25 protein-coding genes are annotated in these 20,541 nt (G+C 29.7%); 17 read left to right on the top strand and 8 right to left on the bottom strand.

Annotation, left to right across the window (positions count from 1 at the left end):
- Window positions 1-38: 38 nt before the first annotated feature.
- The 5 genes from BN350_RS21490 to BN350_RS15740 form a co-directional block, all read right to left on the bottom strand.
- Complete coding sequence (locus BN350_RS21490; protein WP_231385310.1) at window positions 39-119, bottom strand: helix-turn-helix domain-containing protein; 81 nt, start codon at window positions 117-119, stop codon at window positions 39-41.
- 357 nt (window positions 120-476) lie between these two features.
- A complete protein-coding gene (locus BN350_RS15755) occupies window positions 477-908 on the bottom strand; it encodes a metallophosphoesterase family protein (RefSeq protein WP_028044453.1) in 432 nt (143 codons plus the stop codon).
- Between the two features lie 77 nt (window positions 909-985).
- Window positions 986-1,315 carry a metallophosphoesterase gene (locus BN350_RS15750; RefSeq protein ID WP_028044452.1) on the bottom strand — a complete coding sequence of 110 codons (330 nt, stop codon included), beginning with the start codon at window positions 1,313-1,315 and terminating at the stop codon, window positions 986-988.
- A gap of 20 nt (window positions 1,316-1,335) precedes the next feature.
- Window positions 1,336-2,667: an MATE family efflux transporter gene (locus BN350_RS15745; RefSeq protein WP_028044451.1), complete on the bottom strand. Its 1,332-nt coding sequence runs from the start codon at window positions 2,665-2,667 to the stop codon at window positions 1,336-1,338.
- A complete protein-coding gene (locus tag BN350_RS15740; RefSeq protein ID WP_028044450.1) occupies window positions 2,660-3,094 on the bottom strand; it encodes a MarR family winged helix-turn-helix transcriptional regulator in 435 nt (144 codons plus the stop codon). The genes BN350_RS15745 and BN350_RS15740 overlap by 8 nt, the downstream gene beginning before the upstream one ends.
- Window positions 3,095-3,668: 574 nt before the next feature.
- Between BN350_RS15740 and BN350_RS15735 the strand changes: the two genes are divergently transcribed.
- Complete coding sequence (locus BN350_RS15735; protein ID WP_028044449.1) at window positions 3,669-4,106, top strand: GNAT family N-acetyltransferase; 438 nt, start codon at window positions 3,669-3,671, stop codon at window positions 4,104-4,106.
- A gap of 962 nt (window positions 4,107-5,068) precedes the next feature.
- Here the strand turns inward: BN350_RS15735 and BN350_RS20385 are convergent.
- Together BN350_RS20385 and BN350_RS20380 are read right to left on the bottom strand one after the other, a co-directional pair.
- Window positions 5,069-5,311 (bottom strand): hypothetical protein, encoded by a 243-nt coding sequence (locus BN350_RS20385; RefSeq protein WP_081652948.1) that lies wholly within the window; start codon window positions 5,309-5,311, stop codon window positions 5,069-5,071.
- 68 nt (window positions 5,312-5,379) lie between these two features.
- Window positions 5,380-5,739: an NAD(P)H-dependent oxidoreductase gene (locus BN350_RS20380; RefSeq protein ID WP_187117151.1), complete on the bottom strand. Its 360-nt coding sequence runs from the start codon at window positions 5,737-5,739 to the stop codon at window positions 5,380-5,382.
- 135 nt (window positions 5,740-5,874) lie between these two features.
- On the opposite strand from BN350_RS20380, the gene BN350_RS21735 reads away from it, so the two are divergent.
- The 7 genes from BN350_RS21735 (at window position 5,875) to BN350_RS15695 (ending at window position 13,569) form a co-directional block, all read left to right on the top strand.
- Window positions 5,875-5,988: a TetR/AcrR family transcriptional regulator gene (locus BN350_RS21735; RefSeq protein WP_261797230.1), complete on the top strand. Its 114-nt coding sequence runs from the start codon at window positions 5,875-5,877 to the stop codon at window positions 5,986-5,988.
- Window positions 5,989-6,216: 228 nt separating this feature from the next.
- A complete protein-coding gene (locus tag BN350_RS15725) occupies window positions 6,217-8,313 on the top strand; it encodes a PTS sugar transporter subunit IIC/EAL domain-containing protein (protein ID WP_028044448.1) in 2,097 nt (698 codons plus the stop codon).
- Window positions 8,314-8,488: 175 nt separating this feature from the next.
- Window positions 8,489-10,702 (top strand): sensor domain-containing diguanylate cyclase, encoded by a 2,214-nt coding sequence (locus BN350_RS15720; RefSeq protein WP_028044447.1) that lies wholly within the window; start codon window positions 8,489-8,491, stop codon window positions 10,700-10,702.
- Window positions 10,703-11,215: 513 nt separating this feature from the next.
- Entirely contained in the window at window positions 11,216-11,533 is a 318-nt protein-coding gene (locus BN350_RS15710; RefSeq protein WP_028044446.1) for a hypothetical protein, read from the top strand.
- Between the two features lie 68 nt (window positions 11,534-11,601).
- Window positions 11,602-12,246 (top strand): hypothetical protein, encoded by a 645-nt coding sequence (locus BN350_RS15705; RefSeq protein WP_028044445.1) that lies wholly within the window; start codon window positions 11,602-11,604, stop codon window positions 12,244-12,246.
- Window positions 12,247-12,383: 137 nt separating this feature from the next.
- Complete coding sequence (locus BN350_RS15700; RefSeq protein WP_028044444.1) at window positions 12,384-13,064, top strand: dihydrofolate reductase family protein; 681 nt, start codon at window positions 12,384-12,386, stop codon at window positions 13,062-13,064.
- A gap of 55 nt (window positions 13,065-13,119) precedes the next feature.
- A complete protein-coding gene (locus BN350_RS15695; protein ID WP_028044443.1) occupies window positions 13,120-13,569 on the top strand; it encodes a hypothetical protein in 450 nt (149 codons plus the stop codon).
- 45 nt (window positions 13,570-13,614) lie between these two features.
- Here BN350_RS15695 and BN350_RS15690 read toward each other — a convergent pair whose 3' ends face one another.
- Entirely contained in the window at window positions 13,615-15,015 is a 1,401-nt protein-coding gene (locus BN350_RS15690) for a potassium/proton antiporter (RefSeq protein WP_028044442.1), read from the bottom strand.
- 265 nt (window positions 15,016-15,280) lie between these two features.
- Here BN350_RS15690 and BN350_RS15685 point away from each other — a divergent pair, with 265 nt between their 5' ends.
- The 9 genes from BN350_RS15685 to BN350_RS21485 all read left to right on the top strand — a co-directional run.
- Window positions 15,281-15,694 (top strand): DUF4186 domain-containing protein, encoded by a 414-nt coding sequence (locus BN350_RS15685; protein WP_044600394.1) that lies wholly within the window; start codon window positions 15,281-15,283, stop codon window positions 15,692-15,694.
- Window positions 15,672-16,010 carry a DsrE family protein gene (locus BN350_RS15680; RefSeq protein ID WP_028044440.1) on the top strand — a complete coding sequence of 113 codons (339 nt, stop codon included), beginning with the start codon at window positions 15,672-15,674 and terminating at the stop codon, window positions 16,008-16,010. Before BN350_RS15685 ends, BN350_RS15680 begins: the two co-directional genes overlap by 23 nt.
- 13 nt (window positions 16,011-16,023) lie before the next feature.
- Complete coding sequence (locus BN350_RS15675) at window positions 16,024-16,407, top strand: DUF3795 domain-containing protein (RefSeq protein ID WP_231385308.1); 384 nt, start codon at window positions 16,024-16,026, stop codon at window positions 16,405-16,407.
- Entirely contained in the window at window positions 16,400-16,888 is a 489-nt protein-coding gene (locus tag BN350_RS15670) for a GNAT family N-acetyltransferase (protein WP_028044438.1), read from the top strand. Before BN350_RS15675 ends, BN350_RS15670 begins: the two co-directional genes overlap by 8 nt.
- A 61-nt stretch (window positions 16,889-16,949) precedes the next feature.
- Window positions 16,950-18,458, top strand: coding sequence for a 4Fe-4S dicluster domain-containing protein (locus BN350_RS15665; RefSeq protein WP_028044437.1), 1,509 nt, complete (start codon window positions 16,950-16,952; stop codon window positions 18,456-18,458).
- A gap of 29 nt (window positions 18,459-18,487) precedes the next feature.
- Entirely contained in the window at window positions 18,488-18,919 is a 432-nt protein-coding gene (locus BN350_RS15660; protein WP_028044436.1) for a VOC family protein, read from the top strand.
- Window positions 18,912-19,709, top strand: coding sequence for a GNAT family N-acetyltransferase (locus BN350_RS21070; RefSeq protein ID WP_196802977.1), 798 nt, complete (start codon window positions 18,912-18,914; stop codon window positions 19,707-19,709). The genes BN350_RS15660 and BN350_RS21070 overlap by 8 nt, the downstream gene beginning before the upstream one ends.
- Window positions 19,706-19,909 carry a hypothetical protein gene (locus tag BN350_RS15650; protein WP_028044435.1) on the top strand — a complete coding sequence of 68 codons (204 nt, stop codon included), beginning with the start codon at window positions 19,706-19,708 and terminating at the stop codon, window positions 19,907-19,909. The genes BN350_RS21070 and BN350_RS15650 overlap by 4 nt, the downstream gene beginning before the upstream one ends.
- Window positions 19,910-19,987: 78 nt before the next feature.
- On the top strand, window positions 19,988-20,541 hold a 554-nt coding region (locus BN350_RS21485), incomplete at its 3' end, for an MATE family efflux transporter (RefSeq protein WP_261797229.1).

The raw sequence follows: 20,541 nt of genomic DNA, 5'->3' as shown, positions 1-20,541 counted from the left end.
GGAAATAACATAGTACGTTGGTCTGTGTAAGTAGAAACCTACGCTTTTTCTTCATTTAATTTATAACCAATACTCCAGACAGTCAATATGTACTGCGGATTGTTTGGGGACGGCTCTATCTTCCTTCTTAGTTTCCGTATAAATGAGGTTAATTTTTATCATCCGATATATAATTGTAGTCTCGGATATTTTCATAAAGTTGCTTTTTCGTAAATACATGTCCTTATGGCAAAAGAGAATATATAATAGGTCAAATTCTTTCGCTGTTAGATAAATGCTTTGCCTTTTGCAGTTAGTAAAGGCTCGAGTAAATGGGTTTAATTGAAATTCGTTAGTTGATTGTCTAATATAGGTAGGAGAAATAGAGAGTTTGGAAGATAGCTATTCAACAGTTTATTGATAAAAAAACCTCCTCATTATCTAAAAATTCAACAATAACTATTTTCCCATATTACCACCTTTAATTCTTTATTTGTTTAATTACCTTGCTGAAATTTTATTTGTATGATTTCAGGAGGACTGAGAAATCTAAAAGGGTATCTTGTCATACCAATTCCACTACTTGTATACATCTTTAACGAGATAGTCGTATTGATTTCTTTTTCAGTATAATACCCTTTCTTGAATCGTTCCGAACCTGCTGGTAAGAGTTTAGGTGTTATAAATGGTATGCTTACTTGTCCTCCATGAGTATGACCAGACAGTAAGAAATTTTCACTTTTGCTTTCTATAAATTGGGAAACGATAGGTTCATGTGCAATGATGATGTTAAACAAATCGCTCTCTATTTTATAAAGTGAAGGGTCAGTCCAGCCCATAAGATAATCGTCATACCCTATCAGCTTTATTCCGTAGTCTGCTAGTTCAACGCTTTCATTCTTCAATAACTCAAAGCCACATGAAGTCATAAAATCTTCATAAATACGAACAGCACCACCGCCATAATCATGGTTTCCCCAGACTGCATATTTACCTACTTTCGCTTCTATTTTTGTAATTCTTCTTTTAGATACTGTAGATCTATATAATTGCGGTCAAGAGCAAAATTATCAAGCAAATCGCCACCAAAAACTATAATATCTGGTTTTTCCTTATTGATTTTTTCTATTATTTTTTTAGCATGATTTATATCATAATACTTCCCAAAATGGGTATCTGTGAAATAAATCATAGTGCATGGCTTTATCGGTTTTTGTGTTTTTATAATCAATGTTTTTCTTTTTAGTAAGTTAGGTTCGATAAATCGTGAATATCCAATTACTGAAAGAAAAATGATAATAACAATAAATACGATTAAAATAATTCTTTTTTTCAATTTCCATCCTCTTTCTAATTTCAAATATAAGAAAACCTTTTTCTATTCGCAACAAGATAAAAAAGAGCTATGATGAATCCTAACATCTCTGCTATTGGAACTGCTATCCAAACACCAATCTCGCCAAATATCATTGGAAGAATAAGAACAGCACTTATGATGAAAATAAATGTTCTGGAAAATGATATAATAGCCGATGTTTTACCATCAGACAAAGCTGTAAACATGGAAGATGAAAAAATACCCAATCCCATGATTATAAATGCCAGAGAATAAATATTGAATCCATGCAGTGCTATATTGTAAACATCACTATTTGCAGGAGTGAAAATAGTTAATGCTTTTGTAACTGTTATATGAATCAATATGTTTGCTACAATTGAACTAATGATGAGAAACAAAATACTGTTTTTAAATATACTTTTCAACTGCATTTTATCATCATTTCCAAATTTATAGCTTAGAATTGGTGCGATACCATTGGAGTAGCCAAAATAGAGCGCTGTAAAAATATATTGAAAATATAAAATAATCGTTATAGACGCAACACCATTTTCTCCATAAAACTGTAGTAGAGTATAGTTGAATAAAAATGTTGTAGCTGCATTTGCTAAGTTTGTTACCATCTCAGATGACCCATTTGTGCAGGCTTGAAACAGTACTCTGCTATCAAATTTAGGTCGAACAAAATGTAACATATTATCCTTAGCAGTCAAGAAGAAAAATATGCCAACAATAGCAGGAATACAGTAGCCGATTCCTGTTGCAACTGCCGCACCTGCAACACCCATATTTAATGGCGCCATAAAAATGTAATCCAGTACTATGTTTGTTACCCCAGCTAATATTGTAACAACAAGCCCTAATGTCGGTTTACCAGCAGTTACAAAAAATGTCTGAAAAGAGCTTTGAAGGAAAAATGCAGGTGCAAAAGTAAAGATAATCTTTGCATATGCAATTGATAATGGGGCTTGTGTTGAACTGGCACCTAGAAATGAAATTATATTTGTGGTGAACAAATTTCCAAATATAGCGATAAAAATGCCAATCAATAGTTGGATTACAATAAAAAAACTCAAATTGTTTTGTGCTTCCTTTTGCTTTCCCTCACCCATCTTTCTTGCAACAATAGCACTTCCACCTGTTGCAATCATAATGGCAATTGCCATTTCAAAACAGATAACAGGATAAAACATATTAACTGCTGATAATGCAGTTGTTCCAATTAAACGGGAAACAAACATACCATCTATAATAATATACAGAGATAAACTAATCATCATAATGATGTTTGGTATAGCAAATGACAGTAATGAAGCAAAGGTAAACTTTTTAGCCAATGTATTATCCATTTTCTATTTCCTCCTTTAGTAATTCGTAGTATGTTGTATTGCTTTCAATAAGTTGCTTTCTTTTTTCTTCTCCTAATTTATGCATGGCACTTTCTTCCATTTGGTGTAATTTATTTAAAATAGAAGAAGCAAATATTTCTCCACTTTCAGTAAATGCAATAAGCCTTTCTCTTTTATTTTCTGTACTGGTTGTAATAGTGATATATCCTCTTTTTTCAAAATCTAATAAAATGCCATGTACAGTTTGCTTGGGTAAAGCCCACCAGTCACAGATTTGTTTTTGTGTACATTCCTTGTAATCATTTAAGGTATATAAGATGACGAGAGCGTTATAATTTAATTGATGTTTTTTAGCCCATATCCTGTATAAATCTAATGTACCACTTAAAGCAATATTTACTAATTTAATCTGTTCACGAATTTCCATAACTGCCTCCTTTTATAGTACTAATTCGTACCATTTGTATGGTAGTACGGATTAGTACTATTGTCAATGACCATTTAAAATTTTTGTTTACGTTATCTTAAATTAATTACTGAACTTTTCAAATTAGACATCAAAAAAGTATTGCTACTGTAAAACAACTAGTAATAATGCTTTTTATAATATTTTGAATACATGCCTTTAAAAACTAAGTAAGCGATAGAAAGGACTTGTTTTCTATGCTCGCATATAGCTTATGATGACTCATAGAAACCGCATTTTATGGGGTTTCTTAGTGCTTGCTCGAGCATGCGTGGTGTACGTGTTCAGACGGTTGGACAATAATAGATAACAAATTTGATTTTTTTACGCAGGATTTTGGCGTAACTTTCGACGGAAGTTTTTGTTTAAAAAATACGATGTTTTTATAGGAAACTGTTTGAGGTTCAATATGAACATATTATTAATTGAATGGAAAGAAGTATTATATTATTGATATGGTGAAAATGCTTTTTAAGAAATAATATACTCTGTTATAATGAATGTAGTTAGATAAATTTGAATTTATGGAGGTATTATGATTAGAGAAATTTATGAATACGAATTCAATGATCTATTCAACTTGTATTTGTATTTACATGAGGATTCAATTCCCAAGATAACAGAACATTTAAAAAGTATATGGCAAACTATTATTAATGATAATCATCATCATATAATAGTTAATGAGATTGATGGAAAGATAATATCATCTTGTGTTTGTGTAGTTATACCAAATTTAACAAGACATATCAGACCATATGCATTTATAGAAAATGTTGTTACCCATGCAGATCATCGGGGAAAAGGGTATGCAACAGAATGTTTAAATTATGCGAAAAAAATAGCCGAGAAAGAGAACTGTTATAAAATGATGTTGTTCACAGGTTTCAAAGAAGAAAATATTTTGAAATTTTATAGTAAAGCAGGCTACGACAAAAGTGATAAGACAGCATTTATTCAATGGATTAAATAGTTCTATAAATGAGAATTTGTCTATAATCTAATCAATAATAAATATACTAAATAAGGTAAATAGATAATAATAACTTATATTACAGTCTTTAGAAGAGTCCAATAACTTAACACAATGTAAATAAAAATATAAAGGAAAGTTCTATAACATATTTGTTATACCAACATATATTATAGAAACTTTCCTTTTATATTGACATTATATAATGAATATATAAATTATTCTAAATGATCTTCTTTATAACATTCTATGAGAGTCTTTTGAAACAATCTTTTCTTATGATGACGGCAGCCATCTAGGTCACATTGTTCACATGTTAATGAACGATTGCTTATTTTATAAAAACGTTGAGGGTGACGATGAATCTGAATCTCCTATTTTAAGAGGGAAGAAATTTCAAGTCCTACAAGAAGATAAATAAGCGGATGTGGAAAAAACAATAAGAAACTATATTGAAAGAAAGAATCCTAGTTATAGATGCGACATTCCATATAACAATCTGGACGGATGAAGATTGTATGAAAAGGGCACCATCCATAAATAGCAAAAAATACACTAAAATTAGATAAGGCAAAGAGAACAAATATCCAGATGCAATCTAAATATCCAAAAATATAAAAAAATCCAGGAAGAAATAAAAAGGTGATCCAAAAAAGTATTGCAAATATGGCGCGATGATTGTATTCTTTGCACATCGATTGAAAAGCATCTTCATCTAAATTAGTTTCTATTAAATAGTGATGCGCATATTGTCTTTCTTTATACAAAGTAGGATTACATACTGATAGCATGTCCTTGATTGGGAAAAGGGCAAAATAGAGAAATGCTATAATAGATAGCTGGAAGCGCGAAAGGTAGTGAAGGATTAAAGAAAACGCAATATATGGAAAAGAGAAAGAAAATACCACTACTAAATACACGAATATGATTCATTTTATCTTCCATGGGTGCTGTTTATTGAGCTAACCTTGTTCATTCCAATACTGATAATCGAGATTGTTAGCACTCATTCCTTTCTTATGCATCGTTCGCATAGTCATAAATACAATACGTGTTTTAAGACATAAATAAAAGTGTGGCTTATTATCTTTAATATTGTGTACAATTTGTTGTATTTTACGATGAATAGTTTTTTGTTTATCTATAGGAATGTCTTCCCAGTGCATTGCTGCAACAGATTGGGGAAAACTCCAAATATTACTCATTCCCCAATAGACTAAGCTTGTTTTGATATCTTTGATTGCTTGTTTTGTGCCTGCTCCAGCGCATGTAGCTATAATAACTGCTTTTTATGATAATTTGCTTCCTTTGGCCTATGAACAACCCAATTTATAAAGAAATGACCTAAGAAATTTTTCATGGGAGCACTGCATCGCATATAATATACAGGAGTGGTAAATACTAAAAGATTAGAAACAGTTATCGCTTCTGCTGTTAAAGAAATATGTTTCTCATGAGGACGGCATGAAACACCTTTTTCTAAGCACATATAACATCCAATACAAAAATTTGGAAAATCTTGAGGTAAGAAAAATTCATATATTTTTTCTGGCTTTAAAAGTTCTATCAAAGAGGTTACAATATGGTAAGAACAACCTTTATGATTTTGTCCATGAATTAATGTTATAATCATAAACTCACCTGTTTTGGCATACTGTATAAAGTTGAAAATTGACGTAAGCGCATCATCATGATATTGTTTCATGTATAGTTTGACAAGTTTTGGATTATGATATTGTTCCATAATATTCATTTTGCGAAATTTTGATTGGATGCTGTCAGTGTTGCGCAAATTGCAGACGCTGTTGGAATCAAAGTCCCTTCTCTATATAAGCACTTCAAAAGTAAACAAGATATTTTTATGTTTAAGAAATATTCATAGATTTGCTTAAATTATGATTTTTGTTTTCTTGTAATAGATTTTGTAGTATCAATATCATCAGACTTTTTAATGGTATTTTAGATAAAGATAGATTTGAAAATACTCTTTGCTAAAACAAAATGTCTAAGTTTATTTTGAAATTATGCGCAGTATTTGTTAAAAAGGAGACATCTGTTCCTTTCCAATAGGACTTATCTATGTTAAAATATCACTTAAAGGAATGATGGTATGATGACTGGTAAAATAAGACAAAAATTACACAATTCAATATATATATTAGCTATTAAGTATGGACTAATGTTAGCTATTCCTTTTTTAATTTTAGGATCATTTGCATTGCTGATTAATAGTTTTCCTATAGAAGCTTATCAAAAGTTTTTAATATCTTTTTTTGATGGTCGTTTAAGTCATATACTCACTATCATTTATAATGCATCTTTAGGATCCATTGCATTTATTTTTATTATTACTATTTCTCTTTCTTATGGAAAGTTAAACGGTAAAGATGATGCATTTTTTTATCCTATGACAGCTTTGATTTCTTATTTGGGATTTTGTGGTGGATTACAAGAGGATGTTTATATTTTTCAAACAGATTGGGTTTTTACTGCTATGTGTATTACTTTATTGGCATGTGGAATGTTGAGAAAAGGCATGAGAATAGTCAGTCGTCTAGAGAAACTTCATACATTAGGAGCAAATTATATTTTTAATAAAGCTATTCAGGCAATTTTTCCTGTAGCAATTATTGTTATTATATTCACAACAACTGGAGAAATATTAAGATGCTTATTAGGTGATATTAACATTATTAATTTTGGTTCTGTTTTATTTATTCATTTATTTAATTGGTTAGGAAATGGATTAATTGGAGCATTGATGTATGTCTTCTTTGTACATTTTTTATGGTTCTTTGGTATTCATGGGACGAATGTTCTAGATATGGTAGCTACACAATTGTTTGAACCTGGTGTACAAGTCAATCAAACATTAATTCAGAGTGGGCAATTACCAACAGAATTATTTTCCAAGACATTTCTAGATACATTTGCATTTATTGGTGGATGTGGTTCAGCATTATGCCTTATTATAGCTATTCTTCTTGTTGCAAAAGAAAGTCATAATAAAAAATTAGCCAAGGTTGTAGGCATATCTGTACTCTTTAATATTAATGAAATTGTTATTTTTGGGTTTCCTGTTATTTTTAATCCAATAATGTTTATACCCTTTATAGCTACACCAATAGTATTAACAATGATTAGTAGTATTGCTATGTCTATAGGTTTGGTGCCTTATATTACTCATTCTGTAGAATGGACAGTTCCGATTTTTTTGAGTGGATATCAGGCAACAGGTTCAATTTCTGGAAGTTTGCTTCAATTATTTAATTTAGTCATAGGAACTCTTATTTATATTCCATTTGTAAAACATAGTGAATATAAGCAAGGAAAAGAATTTGAAAAGTCTATAAATGATTTAGAGAAAGATATGAAAAAGGGCGAGGATAATGGTACAATTCCATCTTTTTTATCAGATCAATATCATTTGCATTTTCAAGCGAAAACTTTAACAATGGATTTACGTAATGCAATGCGTTTAGACCAATTACAATTATATTATCAGGCACAAATAACTTCAAATGGTGATATTTATGGTGTCGAAGCATTACTTCGCTGGTGTCATCCTGTTAGTGGTTTTATATCTCCTGCATTATTGATTACTCTAGCAAATCAAGCTGGTTTTTTAGATGAGTTAGGTCTTTATATCATTGAAAAAGCTTGTCATGATGCTGTACAGCTGGATAGCAGAAACAAAAAAATGAATTTATCTATTAATATATCACCTAAACAACTTGAAAATGAGAGTTTTGTTGCAAATGCATTAACAATTATTCGAGGTTATCCATTAAAAAATATTCAAATTGTTTTTGAAGTCACTGAAAGAGTTTTATTAATTACAAATGATATGGTCATTAATAGAATATTAGAATTACGTAAAAATGGTATTAAATTAAGTATGGATGACTTTGGTATGGGGCATAGTTCAATTACTTATTTACAGGAGAATATATTTGATGAAGTGAAGTTAGATGGAAGTCTTATTAATCATTTATTAGAAAATCAAAGAACAAGAGAAATAGTTATTAGTATTACCCAAATTGCGAATCGATTAAATTTGAATGTTGTTGCTGAATTCGTAGAAACAAAAGAACAAGTTGAAGTATTAAAAGATATAGGGTGTCAAATATATCAAGGTTATTATTTTGCAAAACCAGAACCATTAGATATATTTATAGAATATATACAGCAAAACCAGATAAAATGAGTTTAGAAAATGAGAGTAATATGTTCGGATAAAATATTGCATTATGCATATCTTATCCTTTTTTTGTTTAGTTATATAAAGAAAAATATAACAGAATCTATCAATGTAATTATTTCCGTATATAATTGTTTTGTGATATAATGAGCAAAAGGTATCATAAAAACAGGTGATAATAGTGAAAAATTTATTAGGTAATAGATATATTAAAATTTTATTTTTACTGATTATGGCTGCATTGCTATATTTTTCTTTTTATGATTATAGTATTAGAAATGAAAAACGAATTGAGTATAATTTAAAATCAATAACAGAAGAAAGTAATGAACAGACAAATGTTGCTATATCAGAAAAATTAAACGATCAAATTCATATATTACAAGTATATGCATCATTAATTTCGCAACAAAAAGATATAACAAGCGATCAATCTTTTCAACAATTAGAACCTTTATTACAAACAGAACTTTTTACACGTATTGCAGTGACAAATGCTGAAGGAATATCATATACCAGCGATCATTATACACATGATTCAAGAACAAGAGAGTATTATTTAGAAGGGAAAAAAGGTCATACTTATATATCTAATATTATGACAAGTACCATTGATAATACGGATGTTGTTGTTATGAGTGTGCCTATATATCAGGATAATGAATTTGCAGGTGTTCTTCGTGCAACATTAGATATCCATCAATTACATGAGTATTTTGAATTATCAATATTATCAGGAAATGTTACTTCTTATATTATTCAAAATGATGGATTTAATTTAACAAAACAAGATGATGATATAACGAATTTTTTAGATATGTTAGAAGATAACCACAATACATCTCAAGTTATTGATAAAATGAAAAATGATTTTTCTCAAAATCAAAAAGGAAGTATTACTTTTGAAAGAAATGGTAAAATGCGTTATGCTTACTATTCTCCAATAGAACATACGGATTGGTTTATGTTTACAGTATTACCACAAACACTTGTACAAACTGAAATGGATAATAATTTATTTCAAACGTTGATCTTAGCATTAAAAATAGGTATGATTTTGATAGTAACATGTTCATATTTTGTTTATTTGCAATATCAAAGTGCAAAAACACTAAAGAAAATAAATAAAAGAATGGATGCCATTATTTCTAATACACCTGGATCAAATTACAAATATGAAGTTTCTAAACCAGAAACTATCGTTTTCTTTAAACAGAGTAACCAGTTAATAGTAGGTTATACAGAACAAGAAATTATATCTTTGATTTCAAAAGATATTTATACATTAATTTCTAAGGAAGATTACGAAATATTATTAAATTCATTAGAGGGATTAAAACCTCATAAAGTGGTTACAAATACATATCGTATCAAAAATAAATACAATCAAATTCAATGGATATATGATCAACGTCAAATTATTCGTGAAGATAATCTTATGAAGTATTATGTAGAAGTTATGGATATTACTGAATTAAAAAAAGTTCAAGAACAATTATTAATTAGTGAAGAAAGATATCAAATGATTCTTAAAGAAACAGAATCAGTTATCTTTGAATGGAATACTTATACAGATCAAATTACTTTTTCTGATTTATGGACAAACAAATATGGATATCCAAAACAAATTGACAACTTTCTATTAATCACTAGTCAGCGTTTTAACCAAAAAGAAAACACTTATATACCACTAATAGAGGATATGGTAAGTGGAAGAATAGAAAATGATCAAATAGAATGTGTTTTGCCAAAAATAAGTGGTGAAGAAGTTTGGGTAAAAATATTTGCAAAAGCTATATTAAATGAACAAGGGTATTTGTTACGTATTGTTGGAAGTATTTCAGATATTAGTCAAGAAAAACAAAAATCATTACAATTATTAGAACGCGCTCAAAGAGATGGGCTTACTAATGTTTATAATCGTATGACATTAGAAACTCTTATTACGAAAGAATTAAATGATGATCCAAGACAATGTCATATGATGTATGTTATTGATATTGATGATTTTAAACTCATTAATGATACATTAGGACATTCATGTGGTGATGAAGCTTTAACAAAGTTCACTCATGTCTTAATGTCTAATTTTAGAGAAAATGATATCATCGGAAGACTTGGTGGTGACGAATTTGTTGTTCTCATGCGATATCCGCATCAAAATCCAGAACAGCAGATTGAAAGAAAGTGTGAAAGATTTCTTTCATCTATTTCAAAAATTCGTCTTACAAAAGATGATACATTCCGTATACATTGCAGTATTGGTGTGGCTATTTATCCTATTGATGGGACTACATATGAAGAATTATTTGATTGTGCGGATCATTATTTATATGAAGCGAAGAAAAATGGTAAGAATACTTATGCTTATAAAGATAATAATAAGAAAGAATAATAAAGAGGGTGATTTTGTTTTATAACAAGATAATTGAAGATAATAATATAATCGATGAGCTTAGTAAAAGAATTTTTCTTTTCATTAGGCAGGGTTCATGAAAATGAACATTGTAAATTTGTTCAATAGATTAAACCTCTTGTTATTCATAGATTGACTAGTATATAAACTGTTTCATGATAATAGAACTATTTAAGATAAAGAAACATTGTGATATGGTAGTCAATAGGTCTGCCTTTTGAAATTGTTAGATAATGATATAGAATTTTTTGAGGATGAAATGAATATGCATATTTGTTTTATCCTTTATCTATTTTAATAGAAGGAGCCTATTATATTTATTATCATAAATTATCAACAGATGAATCATTAGCTATTCATCATGATATCAATATCTATCCGCCAAGATATATCTAAAATAAAGTTTGTGTGTCACAATTACTTTTCATGACTGTCTAATAATATGAAGGAGGTTAATTAAAATCATATAGATAGAAAGGTGAGGAGAACAAAATGAAAGAAATTTTAATAACTGCTTTGATTGGTATCATCATAGGTGCAATAGATGTGCTTCCAATGATTAAAATGAAATTAGATAAATATTCAATTATTTCAGCATTTGTATTTTACTTTATATTACCATTTATAATTGTAAATATAGATTTTTATGATTTTGTATGGTGGTTAAAAGGTGGAGTTGTAGGTTTTATGTTAGCATTGCCAATTATTATTATGGTTGCAAAAGATGATAAAACTTCAGTACCACCTATGCTTATTATGTCAACTGTTTTAGGAATGATTATAAGTGCAATTCAGTATTTTTTTATGTAAACTCCATATTGGAGTTTTTTCAATTTTACGTTTATGTTAAAATATAGACTATAAAAGAGGTGTGGAGAATGTATGAAATTGATATAATACCAAATCAATTATATAAAGGTTGTCTTTTAGCAGCAATCATACATGCAGTAGCAGTAAGTGAATATCATGAATTCAATTATGAACATTCTTGGGATGGAGTCAATTATTGTATGAATAATTCGCAGGGATGCAGGGGTACCATTACATTTGATTCGGAATATATAATTGCTGTCTTTAGAGATGAATCACAAGTTGATATGGATAAGGATGGAATGAATATATTAGATGGCATACCTGATCCTATATTAGCCGTTGCTAAACAAGAAACTTTACAATATGTATTAGATGATATGTTTGGAGAAGTGCGACCTGTAATTACTGCAGCTTTTTGGGGAGATTGGGAGACATTATATAGTTCTCAATCATGGGAAGAGATTCTTTGTAATGGAGCAAATATTCTCCATAATCAACTTCTAGATGATATAAGCGCGTTTCAAGCATGGGATGATGAATATGGCTTAAATAATCAACAAATGGAATTGGTACAATCATTACTTCAAAAGAAATTAGAAAATAAAGATCAATTGATTAAACTAAGTAAAGATGAAATGAAGTGTTTATATGGTGATATTGACGAATGTAGGGAATCGCTACAAGAGTTAGGTATTTTTCTTGATATTTAAAAATTATACAAGTGTGTTTATTATAAATGTGCTAAATATTAGACTTATGTTAAAGTCATTATTCGTTTTTTAATTTTCTCGTATATGGTATATGTATATGTTATAATGAATATACAATTATGCGAGGTGGATACATTATGAACAGACCTATAACAACACTTTTTATGCTCATGTCAGTTGATGGAAAAATTAGTACAGGCTCATCTGATAATTTAGATGTAGATCAAGATTTTCCATGCATTACTGGTGTGAAGGAGGGACTTTATCAATATTATGAATTAGAACAAATGACAGATTTATGGTCATTGAATACAGGAAGAGTTCAAGCTAAATTAGGAGTCAATCAAAAAGATTTTCCAATGAAATCTCCAGTGTCTTTTGTGCTTTTAGATAACAATCATTTGACTGAACATGGAGTTCGTTATTTTTGTGCAAGGTCAAATAAATTTGTATTAATAACTCAAAATCCTGTTCATCCAGCTTTTTCAGTTAATGAAGATAATCTATATATTATTAAACAAGATCATTTCAATTTGTCAGAAGCATTAAAGGTTTTAAAAGGTGATTTTGGATGTGAGAACTTAACAATTCAATCAGGTGGAACTTTAAATGGGCTTTTTTTAAGAAATAAATTGATTGATTATGTGGATATAGTTGTCGCTCCTATATTGATAGGTGGAAAAGATACGCCAACTTTGATTGATGGTAATTCTCTAACCTCTATAAATGATTTGAATTTATTAGGTGTTTTACAACTTGAGAAGTGTGAAACATTGAAGAATTCTTATATTCATCTCAGATATCATGTTCTGAGATGATGATTAAAAAATGAGTAGGCAAAAATATGAATAATTGAATGAGGAGAATATGATTATGGATAAAAAGAAAGAAATAGATATGCTTAAATGTTCAGATAATAAACAGGCATATAATGTATTAAAAAAACTATTAGCTATAAGTGAAAAAAGTCCTGAACTTTATCCTTTTTTTAATGAATTTGTTGATATGATGAATAATCAGGAGAATTCATTTATACGTACAAGAGGTTTACGTTTAATAGCATATCATTCCAAATGGGATACAGAAAATAAAGTCAATTCAATTATTGATGATTGGCTTGAACATATTGAAGATGCCAAGCCAATTACTGCAAGACAATGTATTAAAGATACAGTTATGATAGCTAAATACAAGCCAGAACTTATAGATACAATTCTCAATTCATTAGAAAACTTTCATAAAATATATGATGATAGTATGCAAAGTTTAATATACAAGGATATTAAGCAAGCTATACGCCAGATTAGGCAATATACTTGGTAACTTTTAAAGTAAGTTTATATAGAAAAATAAAATGATGAACAAACTTTAAACATCTCGTTGACTAAATATAATTGTATCATTTGTTTCTAAACATAAATCACCTTTAGGCATTAACATTTGATTGCCTCGTTTAACTCCTACAATAAGTAAGTTTTTATCAATATTTGCTTCCATGATTTTCTTGTTTTCCCAATCATGTCCTGAAGTAATAATCATTTCATATAATTGAGAAAGATGACCTTCTTCATAATCAGTAAAAGTTTTCCATACACTCTCTTCTTCTTCAACAAGATTTAATTTTCTTGCAACAAGAGGAAGTAATGTACCTTGCAGTGTTACTGTAAAGATGCTAACAAGGAAAACAATATGGAAGAGGTCATTTTCTAATGCAGGTATCTTAGAAACAGCCATAATTGAAAAAGCAATTGACGCTGCACCTCTGAATCCTACCCAATTGACAAGTAATTGATGTTGAAATGGCATATGAAACGGTGTGAATAACAGGGCAGTTGCAATAGGCCTGGCAATAAAAGTAATAAACATAGCAATGAATAATCCAGGAATAAAGTTATATACAAACTGTGATGGAAAAGATAAGAGTCCTAATGTAAAGAATAGGAGAATTTGCATTAACCAGCCAATACCATCAAAGAAAAGACGAATTGATTTTTTATGAGGAAAAGATTGATTTCCAATAATAATTCCAAATAAATATGCACATATATAGCCATTCCCTCCTAATGCTAAAGAGATTTCAAAAGAAAATAAAACCATTCCTAACATAAATATTGGATATAAACCTGTTGCGTGAAGTTCAAAGCGTTTTAAAATAATAATACATAGATATGCACTTAGGATACCAATACCTACACCAAAAACAACTTGTTTTATAAGCAACAAAGGAATCGATGTAGAACTTTGCATTGTTAATATTTGAATACATATAACAGAAAGCATATAAGACATAGGATCATTACTTCCACTTTCCATTTCTAATAAAGAAGCTAGACCAAATTTAAAGTTCAAATTATTTGATTTTAATATTGAAAAAACACTTGCAGCATCCGTAGAAGATAACACTGAACCAATGAGCATAGCTTCCCAAAAAGACATTTTGAGTATATAAAAGCAGAAAAGACCAGTTAATCCAGCAGTTATAAATGTTCCAACAGTACTCATAATCACAGATTTTATAACAACAGGTTTTGCTTTATTCCAATTTGTCTCAAATCCTCCGTAAAAAATAATCATTAATAAAGCAAACGAACAAATTTGTTCAGCTATAACAAAATCATCAAAATGTATCTTAACAATACCATCACTTCCAAATAACATCCCCATGCCTAAAAAGAGAATTAATGAAGGGATTCCAAAACGATAAGCAATTTTACTAAAAACCATTGCTAATAATAAAACACATGAAATAACAATAATAAATTCTTGCAATAAAACCACCTCACTTTTTCTTATTGTAACATTAATTTGGTAACTATGATTTAAAAAATAAATAATATTGATAGAAGTTTCCATTGTTCCTTATATAAACTATATAAAAATAAATCAAATTTCTTCTTAAAAATGAATATCTGTAGTAAAATATAAACAATAGTAAATATTGTATAAAAAGGATAATATTTTTATTCATATCATAAGATGAGTTTACTTTATTTTAAACTATTGACTATATAAAACAGTAAGAGTACTGTTTATAATGAATAAAGAAGGTGGAATAGTGGGAAATCAGGAATTAAATCAAGTATTTATGCGATTGTCACGCTCTCAGTTTAGAAGCCGATTTCATCTTAAACAAAAAGAAATCGATTATATCAACCAAAAAGGAATAGCAACAATTCGCCAACATGCTTATGATTTTATTACAAAAAGATTAGCTCCTGCAAAAATAATAAATGATGGAAAACAAACACCAATGAAAGGACATCCGGTATTCATTGCTCAACATGCTACAGCAACATGTTGTCGAAAATGTTTGTATAAATGGCATCATATAAAACCAAATCAGGAATTAACTTCACAACAAATCGATTATATTGTTAATGTAATTATGGAGTGGATCGAAAGAGAAAGAAGGAATGAGGAAAATGATGAAAGTGATTTTTCATATTGATGAAAGAGAAAAATGGACATTATGTCTAGGAAATGTTGAAAATATGTTGACATATTATCAACATAATCAAATAAGTTATCACATAGAAGTTTTAGCAAATAGTCGTGCAGTCATTGATTATTTGAAAGACAGCTTATATAATCACAAGATTAAGGAATTATCTCTACAGAATGTTCAATTTACAGCATGTCATAATGCATTGCGTGGACAAAATATTGAATTAGAGGAATTAATTGATGAAGTTATCGTTGTTGATGCTGGTGTTATAGAATTGGCTTTAAAACAAAGTGAAGGATATGGATATATTAAACCATAAGGGGATGAGAGAAATGGAAAAGGGATTTGCTTATTGTGGGTTAGCATGTGACTTTTGTACAGAGGGACAGGATTGTCCTGGATGTCGAAAAGAAGGATGCTCAGGAAAAGAATGGTGCCAATGTTTTCAATGTTGTCAAAAGAATCAATTTCAAGGATGTTGGGAATGTCCAAGGTTTCCATGTGATAATCACATGTTAAATAAATTAAGAGTGAGAACATTTGCAAAATTTATTGGGATATATGGTGAGGGGAAGTTATATGAATGTTTAAAAAGAAATGAGAATCAAGGAATTGTTTATCATTATCCTAATGGACATATTGGGGATTATGATCAGTTTGATACAGAGAAAGAAATTATTGATTTTATTTTAAAAGGAAAATATGAAAATGATTGAATTTAAAAAGTGGCAAAAGGAAGATGTTCATTTATTTTATGAGTTATCAAATTGTCATGATTTGTATCAAAATATGAATGATTCATTTCCAAAGACAATAAAAGAGATTGAAATATTTCTTAATGATATTTTGAATAGTGATGAAGAAAATGTGTGTATTAGAAAGATAATATATGATGGGCAAGTGGTTGGCAGTATTGGAATTTTTATAAATGATAAGCAAGGTGAGATTGCTTATTGGCTGAATCAAACATATTGGGGACAAGGAATAATGTCTCAAGTGATTTGTGCATTTATAGAATGGATTCAAAATATTTATTCTCTCTATTCTATTATTGCAACACCTTTCTCTAATAATAAAGCATCACAAAGAGTTTTAGAAAAAAGTGGTTTTGTTTATCAAAAAACACTCCTAAAACATATCCTTAAAGATCATTGTTGGAGGGATTGTGAACTTTATGTATTGAATATTTTTTCATAGGTGTATTTTTGTTTTTTCAAGCAAGAATTGGTGATATGATTATAGAAAAGGAGGTTAGATTATGAGAGGTGTTTATTCATCAGTTACTGATATTAGAAGAAAAATTTTCACAGAAATAGCAAGAATGGCTTATAATGGTGATTATTCAGTTATCGAAGAGTTACCTTATAAAATCATACCAGGAGAAGTTGCAACATATCGTGAAAGTATTTTTCTGGAAAGAGCAATCGTAGGAGAAAGATTACGTTTGGCAATGGGATTGCCATTAAGACCCATTGATCAGCATACAATATTATCAACAGGGATTACCAATAGTATTATTGCAGAAAAATATTATGAACCACCACTTATTAATATTATTAAGTTTGCATGTCACGCTTGTCCAGATAATATTGTGAAAGTTACAGATGCATGTCAGGGATGTTTAGCTCATCCGTGTAAAGAAGTATGTCCTAAAAATGCTATTCAGATTGTGAATGGACGAAGTGTTATTGATCAAGATAAATGTATTAAATGCGGTTTATGTATAAAGAACTGTCCTTATGGAGCCATTATGAAAATGGAAAGACCATGTGCTAAAGCATGTGGCATGGATGCAATTAAGACTGATGAACATGGTCATGCAGATATTGATTATGATAAATGTGTATCTTGTGGTATGTGTTTAGTTAATTGTCCATTTGGTGCTATTAGTGACAAAGGACAAATTTTTCAATTGATTACGGCTATGAAAGAAGGATATAAGGTTTATGCAGCAGTTGCGCCAGCCTTTGTAGGCCAGCTGGGTCCTAAAGTAACACCAGAAAAACTCAAAGGAGCAATGAAAACTTTGGGATTTGAAGATACTATTGAAGTTGCTATTGGAGCTGATCTATGTACTGTGGAAGAAGCTGAAGACTTTTTAAGCAAAGTTCCTCAAGAACAGCCTTTTATGGGAACATCATGTTGTCCTGCATGGTCTGTTATGGCTAAAAAATTATTTCCTGAATTTAAGCCATATATATCTATGGCATTAACACCAATGGTATTAACAGCAAGAATGATTAAAAAAGATCACCCAGATTGTAAAGTTGTTTTTATTGGTCCATGTGCTGCTAAAAAATTAGAAGCATCACGTAAGTCGGTACGTAGTGATGTTGATTTTGTCTTAACATTTGAAGAAATTATGGGGATGTTTGAAGCTAAAGATATTCATTTTGAAGATTTAACAGAAGTAGAACAGTTAGGTGAAGCAAGTGCAGATGGTCGTGGCTTTGCGATTAGTGGTGGTGTTGCACAGGCAGTTGTCAATTGTATCCATGAAACACATCCGGATGTTGAAGTGAAAGTTCATGCTGAAGAAAGCTTACGTAATTGTAAAAAGATGCTACAGGATGCTAAAAAGGGAATATATGATGGTTATTTGTTGGAAGGTATGGCATGTCCTGGTGGATGTATTGCTGGTGCAGGAACATTACAACCGATTGTTCGTGCAAAGAATGCAGTGAATAAGTTTAAGAATAGTTCTGCCAAAAAGATTTCTTCAGAAAGTCAGTTTGTTGAACGATTAGATGAACTTGTAGAAGAATAAAAGAATCTTTGATAGTTAAGGAGGTTTCTATGAAGTTAGGGTGTATATACCTATGTGTTGGCAATATCCAAAAATCACTTGAATTTTATAAACAATTATTACAACAAGAGCCAACACATCAAAATGAAGATCGTTGGATTCAGTTTAACATAGGAAATACATTTGCTTTATATAATGGGCAATATGATGAAGAAATAATGCATTCATCACAAGATATATCTCAATATTTTAATTATGAATATCAAAAAGATTTTGATAATGCAAGCCATCACTATAATAATAATATTGTCTTAAATTTTGTTGTTGATAATTTGAACGAAGAATACAAAAGAATCAAATCATTAGATATAGGGAAGGTCTCTCACTTATATTATGTCAATATAACTCAACCATATTGGTATTTTACAATAGAAGATCCTGATGGAAATCAATGTGAAATAACAGGTGCTTATTATGAATAATATACATGTGATTGTGGATAGACCACTTGGAACATATCATCCAAAACACATTGATCTTTATTATCCTGTGAATTATGGTTATATTGAAGGAATTATGGCAGGGGATGGAGAGGAACAGGATGCATATATATTGGGTATTGATGAACCAGTAAAAGAATTTGATGGTGAACTTTATGCTATTGTTCATCGCATCAATGATGTTGAAGATAAATGGATTGTTGTGCCTCAAGGTTATCAGATAAGTAAGGAACAAATTGAAGATGCTATTGATTTTCAAGAACAATATTTTCAGCATATTTTATTGTTCATTAATCAGCCCATTCGTCTTGCTGAAATAAATGACTTATCAAGAATCACTGAAATCCTTGTATTTACAAAAAGATATTGTTATAGAGGTATTTTTGATAATCAGTATCTTTTCCAAGAGTTACAAGTTTTAAAGTTATATCAGAATTATATTCATAATCCATCTTTACGAAGACATCTTTTTGTTTATGATGATGGGATTATAAAAGGAATGATGAATGTTATGGTAACAAAAGAGTATTTGGAACTAAAAGAACTTTATGTGGATGTGATATTTCAAAAACAACATATTGGTCATCATTTACTTCTCTTCTTTTTTAGTATAGCAAAGCAACTTCATATTTCTTATTTGCAGTTATGGGTCATTGAGAAAAATATGAATGCTATTCATTTTTATTCACAGCATGGATTTGTTGTAGAGGGACAAAAGGAACGTATTGGTCAAACTGACCAATATCAGATTCTTATGATCAAAGAAATATGAAAAAATTAATCAATGAAACAACACAAAATGAAAGAGCAAAGTATATTGAATATCTCTTTCATTGTCATCATGGAGATTGTGAAAATTGTGGTGTTTGTCAAATCTTTAAAGGAACTTCACCACAGATTGTTTTTCAAGACTATATTGAAGGAAAAAGAGAATTTCAGGATATTGCAAGAGAGTTTAATCAAAAAAGATAACTCTCTTTTCATATATCGAAAAAGATTTACGGGATAGATAAAACAGTTGTATAATGCAAGACAGAGGGGGAATGTTTTGTGGGTATTGAGGAAAATAATTTTGCTAGAGGAAAAATGTCTAGTCATATACTGCATATAGCTGGACCAATGATTGTGGCTCAGTTTATTAATGTGTTATATAACGTTATTGATCGTATTTATATTGGTAGAATTCCTGAATCTGCAACATTAGCTATGGGTGGATTAGGATTATGTTTGCCTTTAATTTCTATTATTATTGCTTTTGCGAATCTATTTGGAATGGGTGGTTCACCTTTATGTTCGATTGCGAGAGGACAAGGAAAAATAGATGAAGCTGAAGAAATTATGGGGAATGCTTTTACACTTTTGCTTCTTTTTTCGATTATTATTATGTCTGTTGGATTTATCTTTAAGGAACAATTGCTTTGGTTGTTTGGAGCCAGTTCACAAACTATTGGATTTGCTAATGACTATATGACAATTTACTTGTTTGGAACATTATTTGTATTGATAGGATTAGGGATGAATAGTTTTATTAATAGTCAGGGTTTTGCTAAGATAGGAATGATGACTGTTCTTCTTGGAGCAGTGACAAATATTATTTTAGATCC

This window comes from Candidatus Stoquefichus massiliensis AP9 (genome assembly GCF_000455285.1).
Lineage (GTDB): Bacteria > Bacillota_I > Bacilli_A > Erysipelotrichales > Coprobacillaceae > Stoquefichus > Stoquefichus massiliensis.
This window is presented reverse-complemented; position numbering and strand designations above follow the sequence as displayed.

Coding starts and splice junctions, on each gene's coding strand:
- BN350_RS15755 (WP_028044453.1), bottom strand. CDS start 908: ATGACTTCATGTGGCTTTGAGTTATTGAAGAATGAAAGCGTTGAACTA.
- BN350_RS15745 (WP_028044451.1), bottom strand. CDS start 2,667: ATGGATAATACATTGGCTAAAAAGTTTACCTTTGCTTCATTACTGTCA.
- BN350_RS15740 (WP_028044450.1), bottom strand. CDS start 3,094: ATGGAAATTCGTGAACAGATTAAATTAGTAAATATTGCTTTAAGTGGT.
- BN350_RS15735 (WP_028044449.1), top strand. CDS start 3,669: ATGATTAGAGAAATTTATGAATACGAATTCAATGATCTATTCAACTTG.
- BN350_RS20385 (WP_081652948.1), bottom strand. CDS start 5,311: ATGAGTAATATTTGGAGTTTTCCCCAATCTGTTGCAGCAATGCACTGG.
- BN350_RS20380 (WP_187117151.1), bottom strand. CDS start 5,739: ATGATTATAACATTAATTCATGGACAAAATCATAAAGGTTGTTCTTAC.
- BN350_RS15725 (WP_028044448.1), top strand. CDS start 6,217: ATGATGACTGGTAAAATAAGACAAAAATTACACAATTCAATATATATA.
- BN350_RS15710 (WP_028044446.1), top strand. CDS start 11,216: ATGAAAGAAATTTTAATAACTGCTTTGATTGGTATCATCATAGGTGCA.
- BN350_RS15705 (WP_028044445.1), top strand. CDS start 11,602: ATGTATGAAATTGATATAATACCAAATCAATTATATAAAGGTTGTCTT.
- BN350_RS15700 (WP_028044444.1), top strand. CDS start 12,384: ATGAACAGACCTATAACAACACTTTTTATGCTCATGTCAGTTGATGGA.
- BN350_RS15695 (WP_028044443.1), top strand. CDS start 13,120: ATGGATAAAAAGAAAGAAATAGATATGCTTAAATGTTCAGATAATAAA.
- BN350_RS15685 (WP_044600394.1), top strand. CDS start 15,281: ATGAATAAAGAAGGTGGAATAGTGGGAAATCAGGAATTAAATCAAGTA.
- BN350_RS15680 (WP_028044440.1), top strand. CDS start 15,672: ATGAAAGTGATTTTTCATATTGATGAAAGAGAAAAATGGACATTATGT.
- BN350_RS15675 (WP_231385308.1), top strand. CDS start 16,024: ATGGAAAAGGGATTTGCTTATTGTGGGTTAGCATGTGACTTTTGTACA.
- BN350_RS15670 (WP_028044438.1), top strand. CDS start 16,400: ATGATTGAATTTAAAAAGTGGCAAAAGGAAGATGTTCATTTATTTTAT.
- BN350_RS15665 (WP_028044437.1), top strand. CDS start 16,950: ATGAGAGGTGTTTATTCATCAGTTACTGATATTAGAAGAAAAATTTTC.
- BN350_RS15660 (WP_028044436.1), top strand. CDS start 18,488: ATGAAGTTAGGGTGTATATACCTATGTGTTGGCAATATCCAAAAATCA.
- BN350_RS21070 (WP_196802977.1), top strand. CDS start 18,912: ATGAATAATATACATGTGATTGTGGATAGACCACTTGGAACATATCAT.
- BN350_RS15650 (WP_028044435.1), top strand. CDS start 19,706: ATGAAAAAATTAATCAATGAAACAACACAAAATGAAAGAGCAAAGTAT.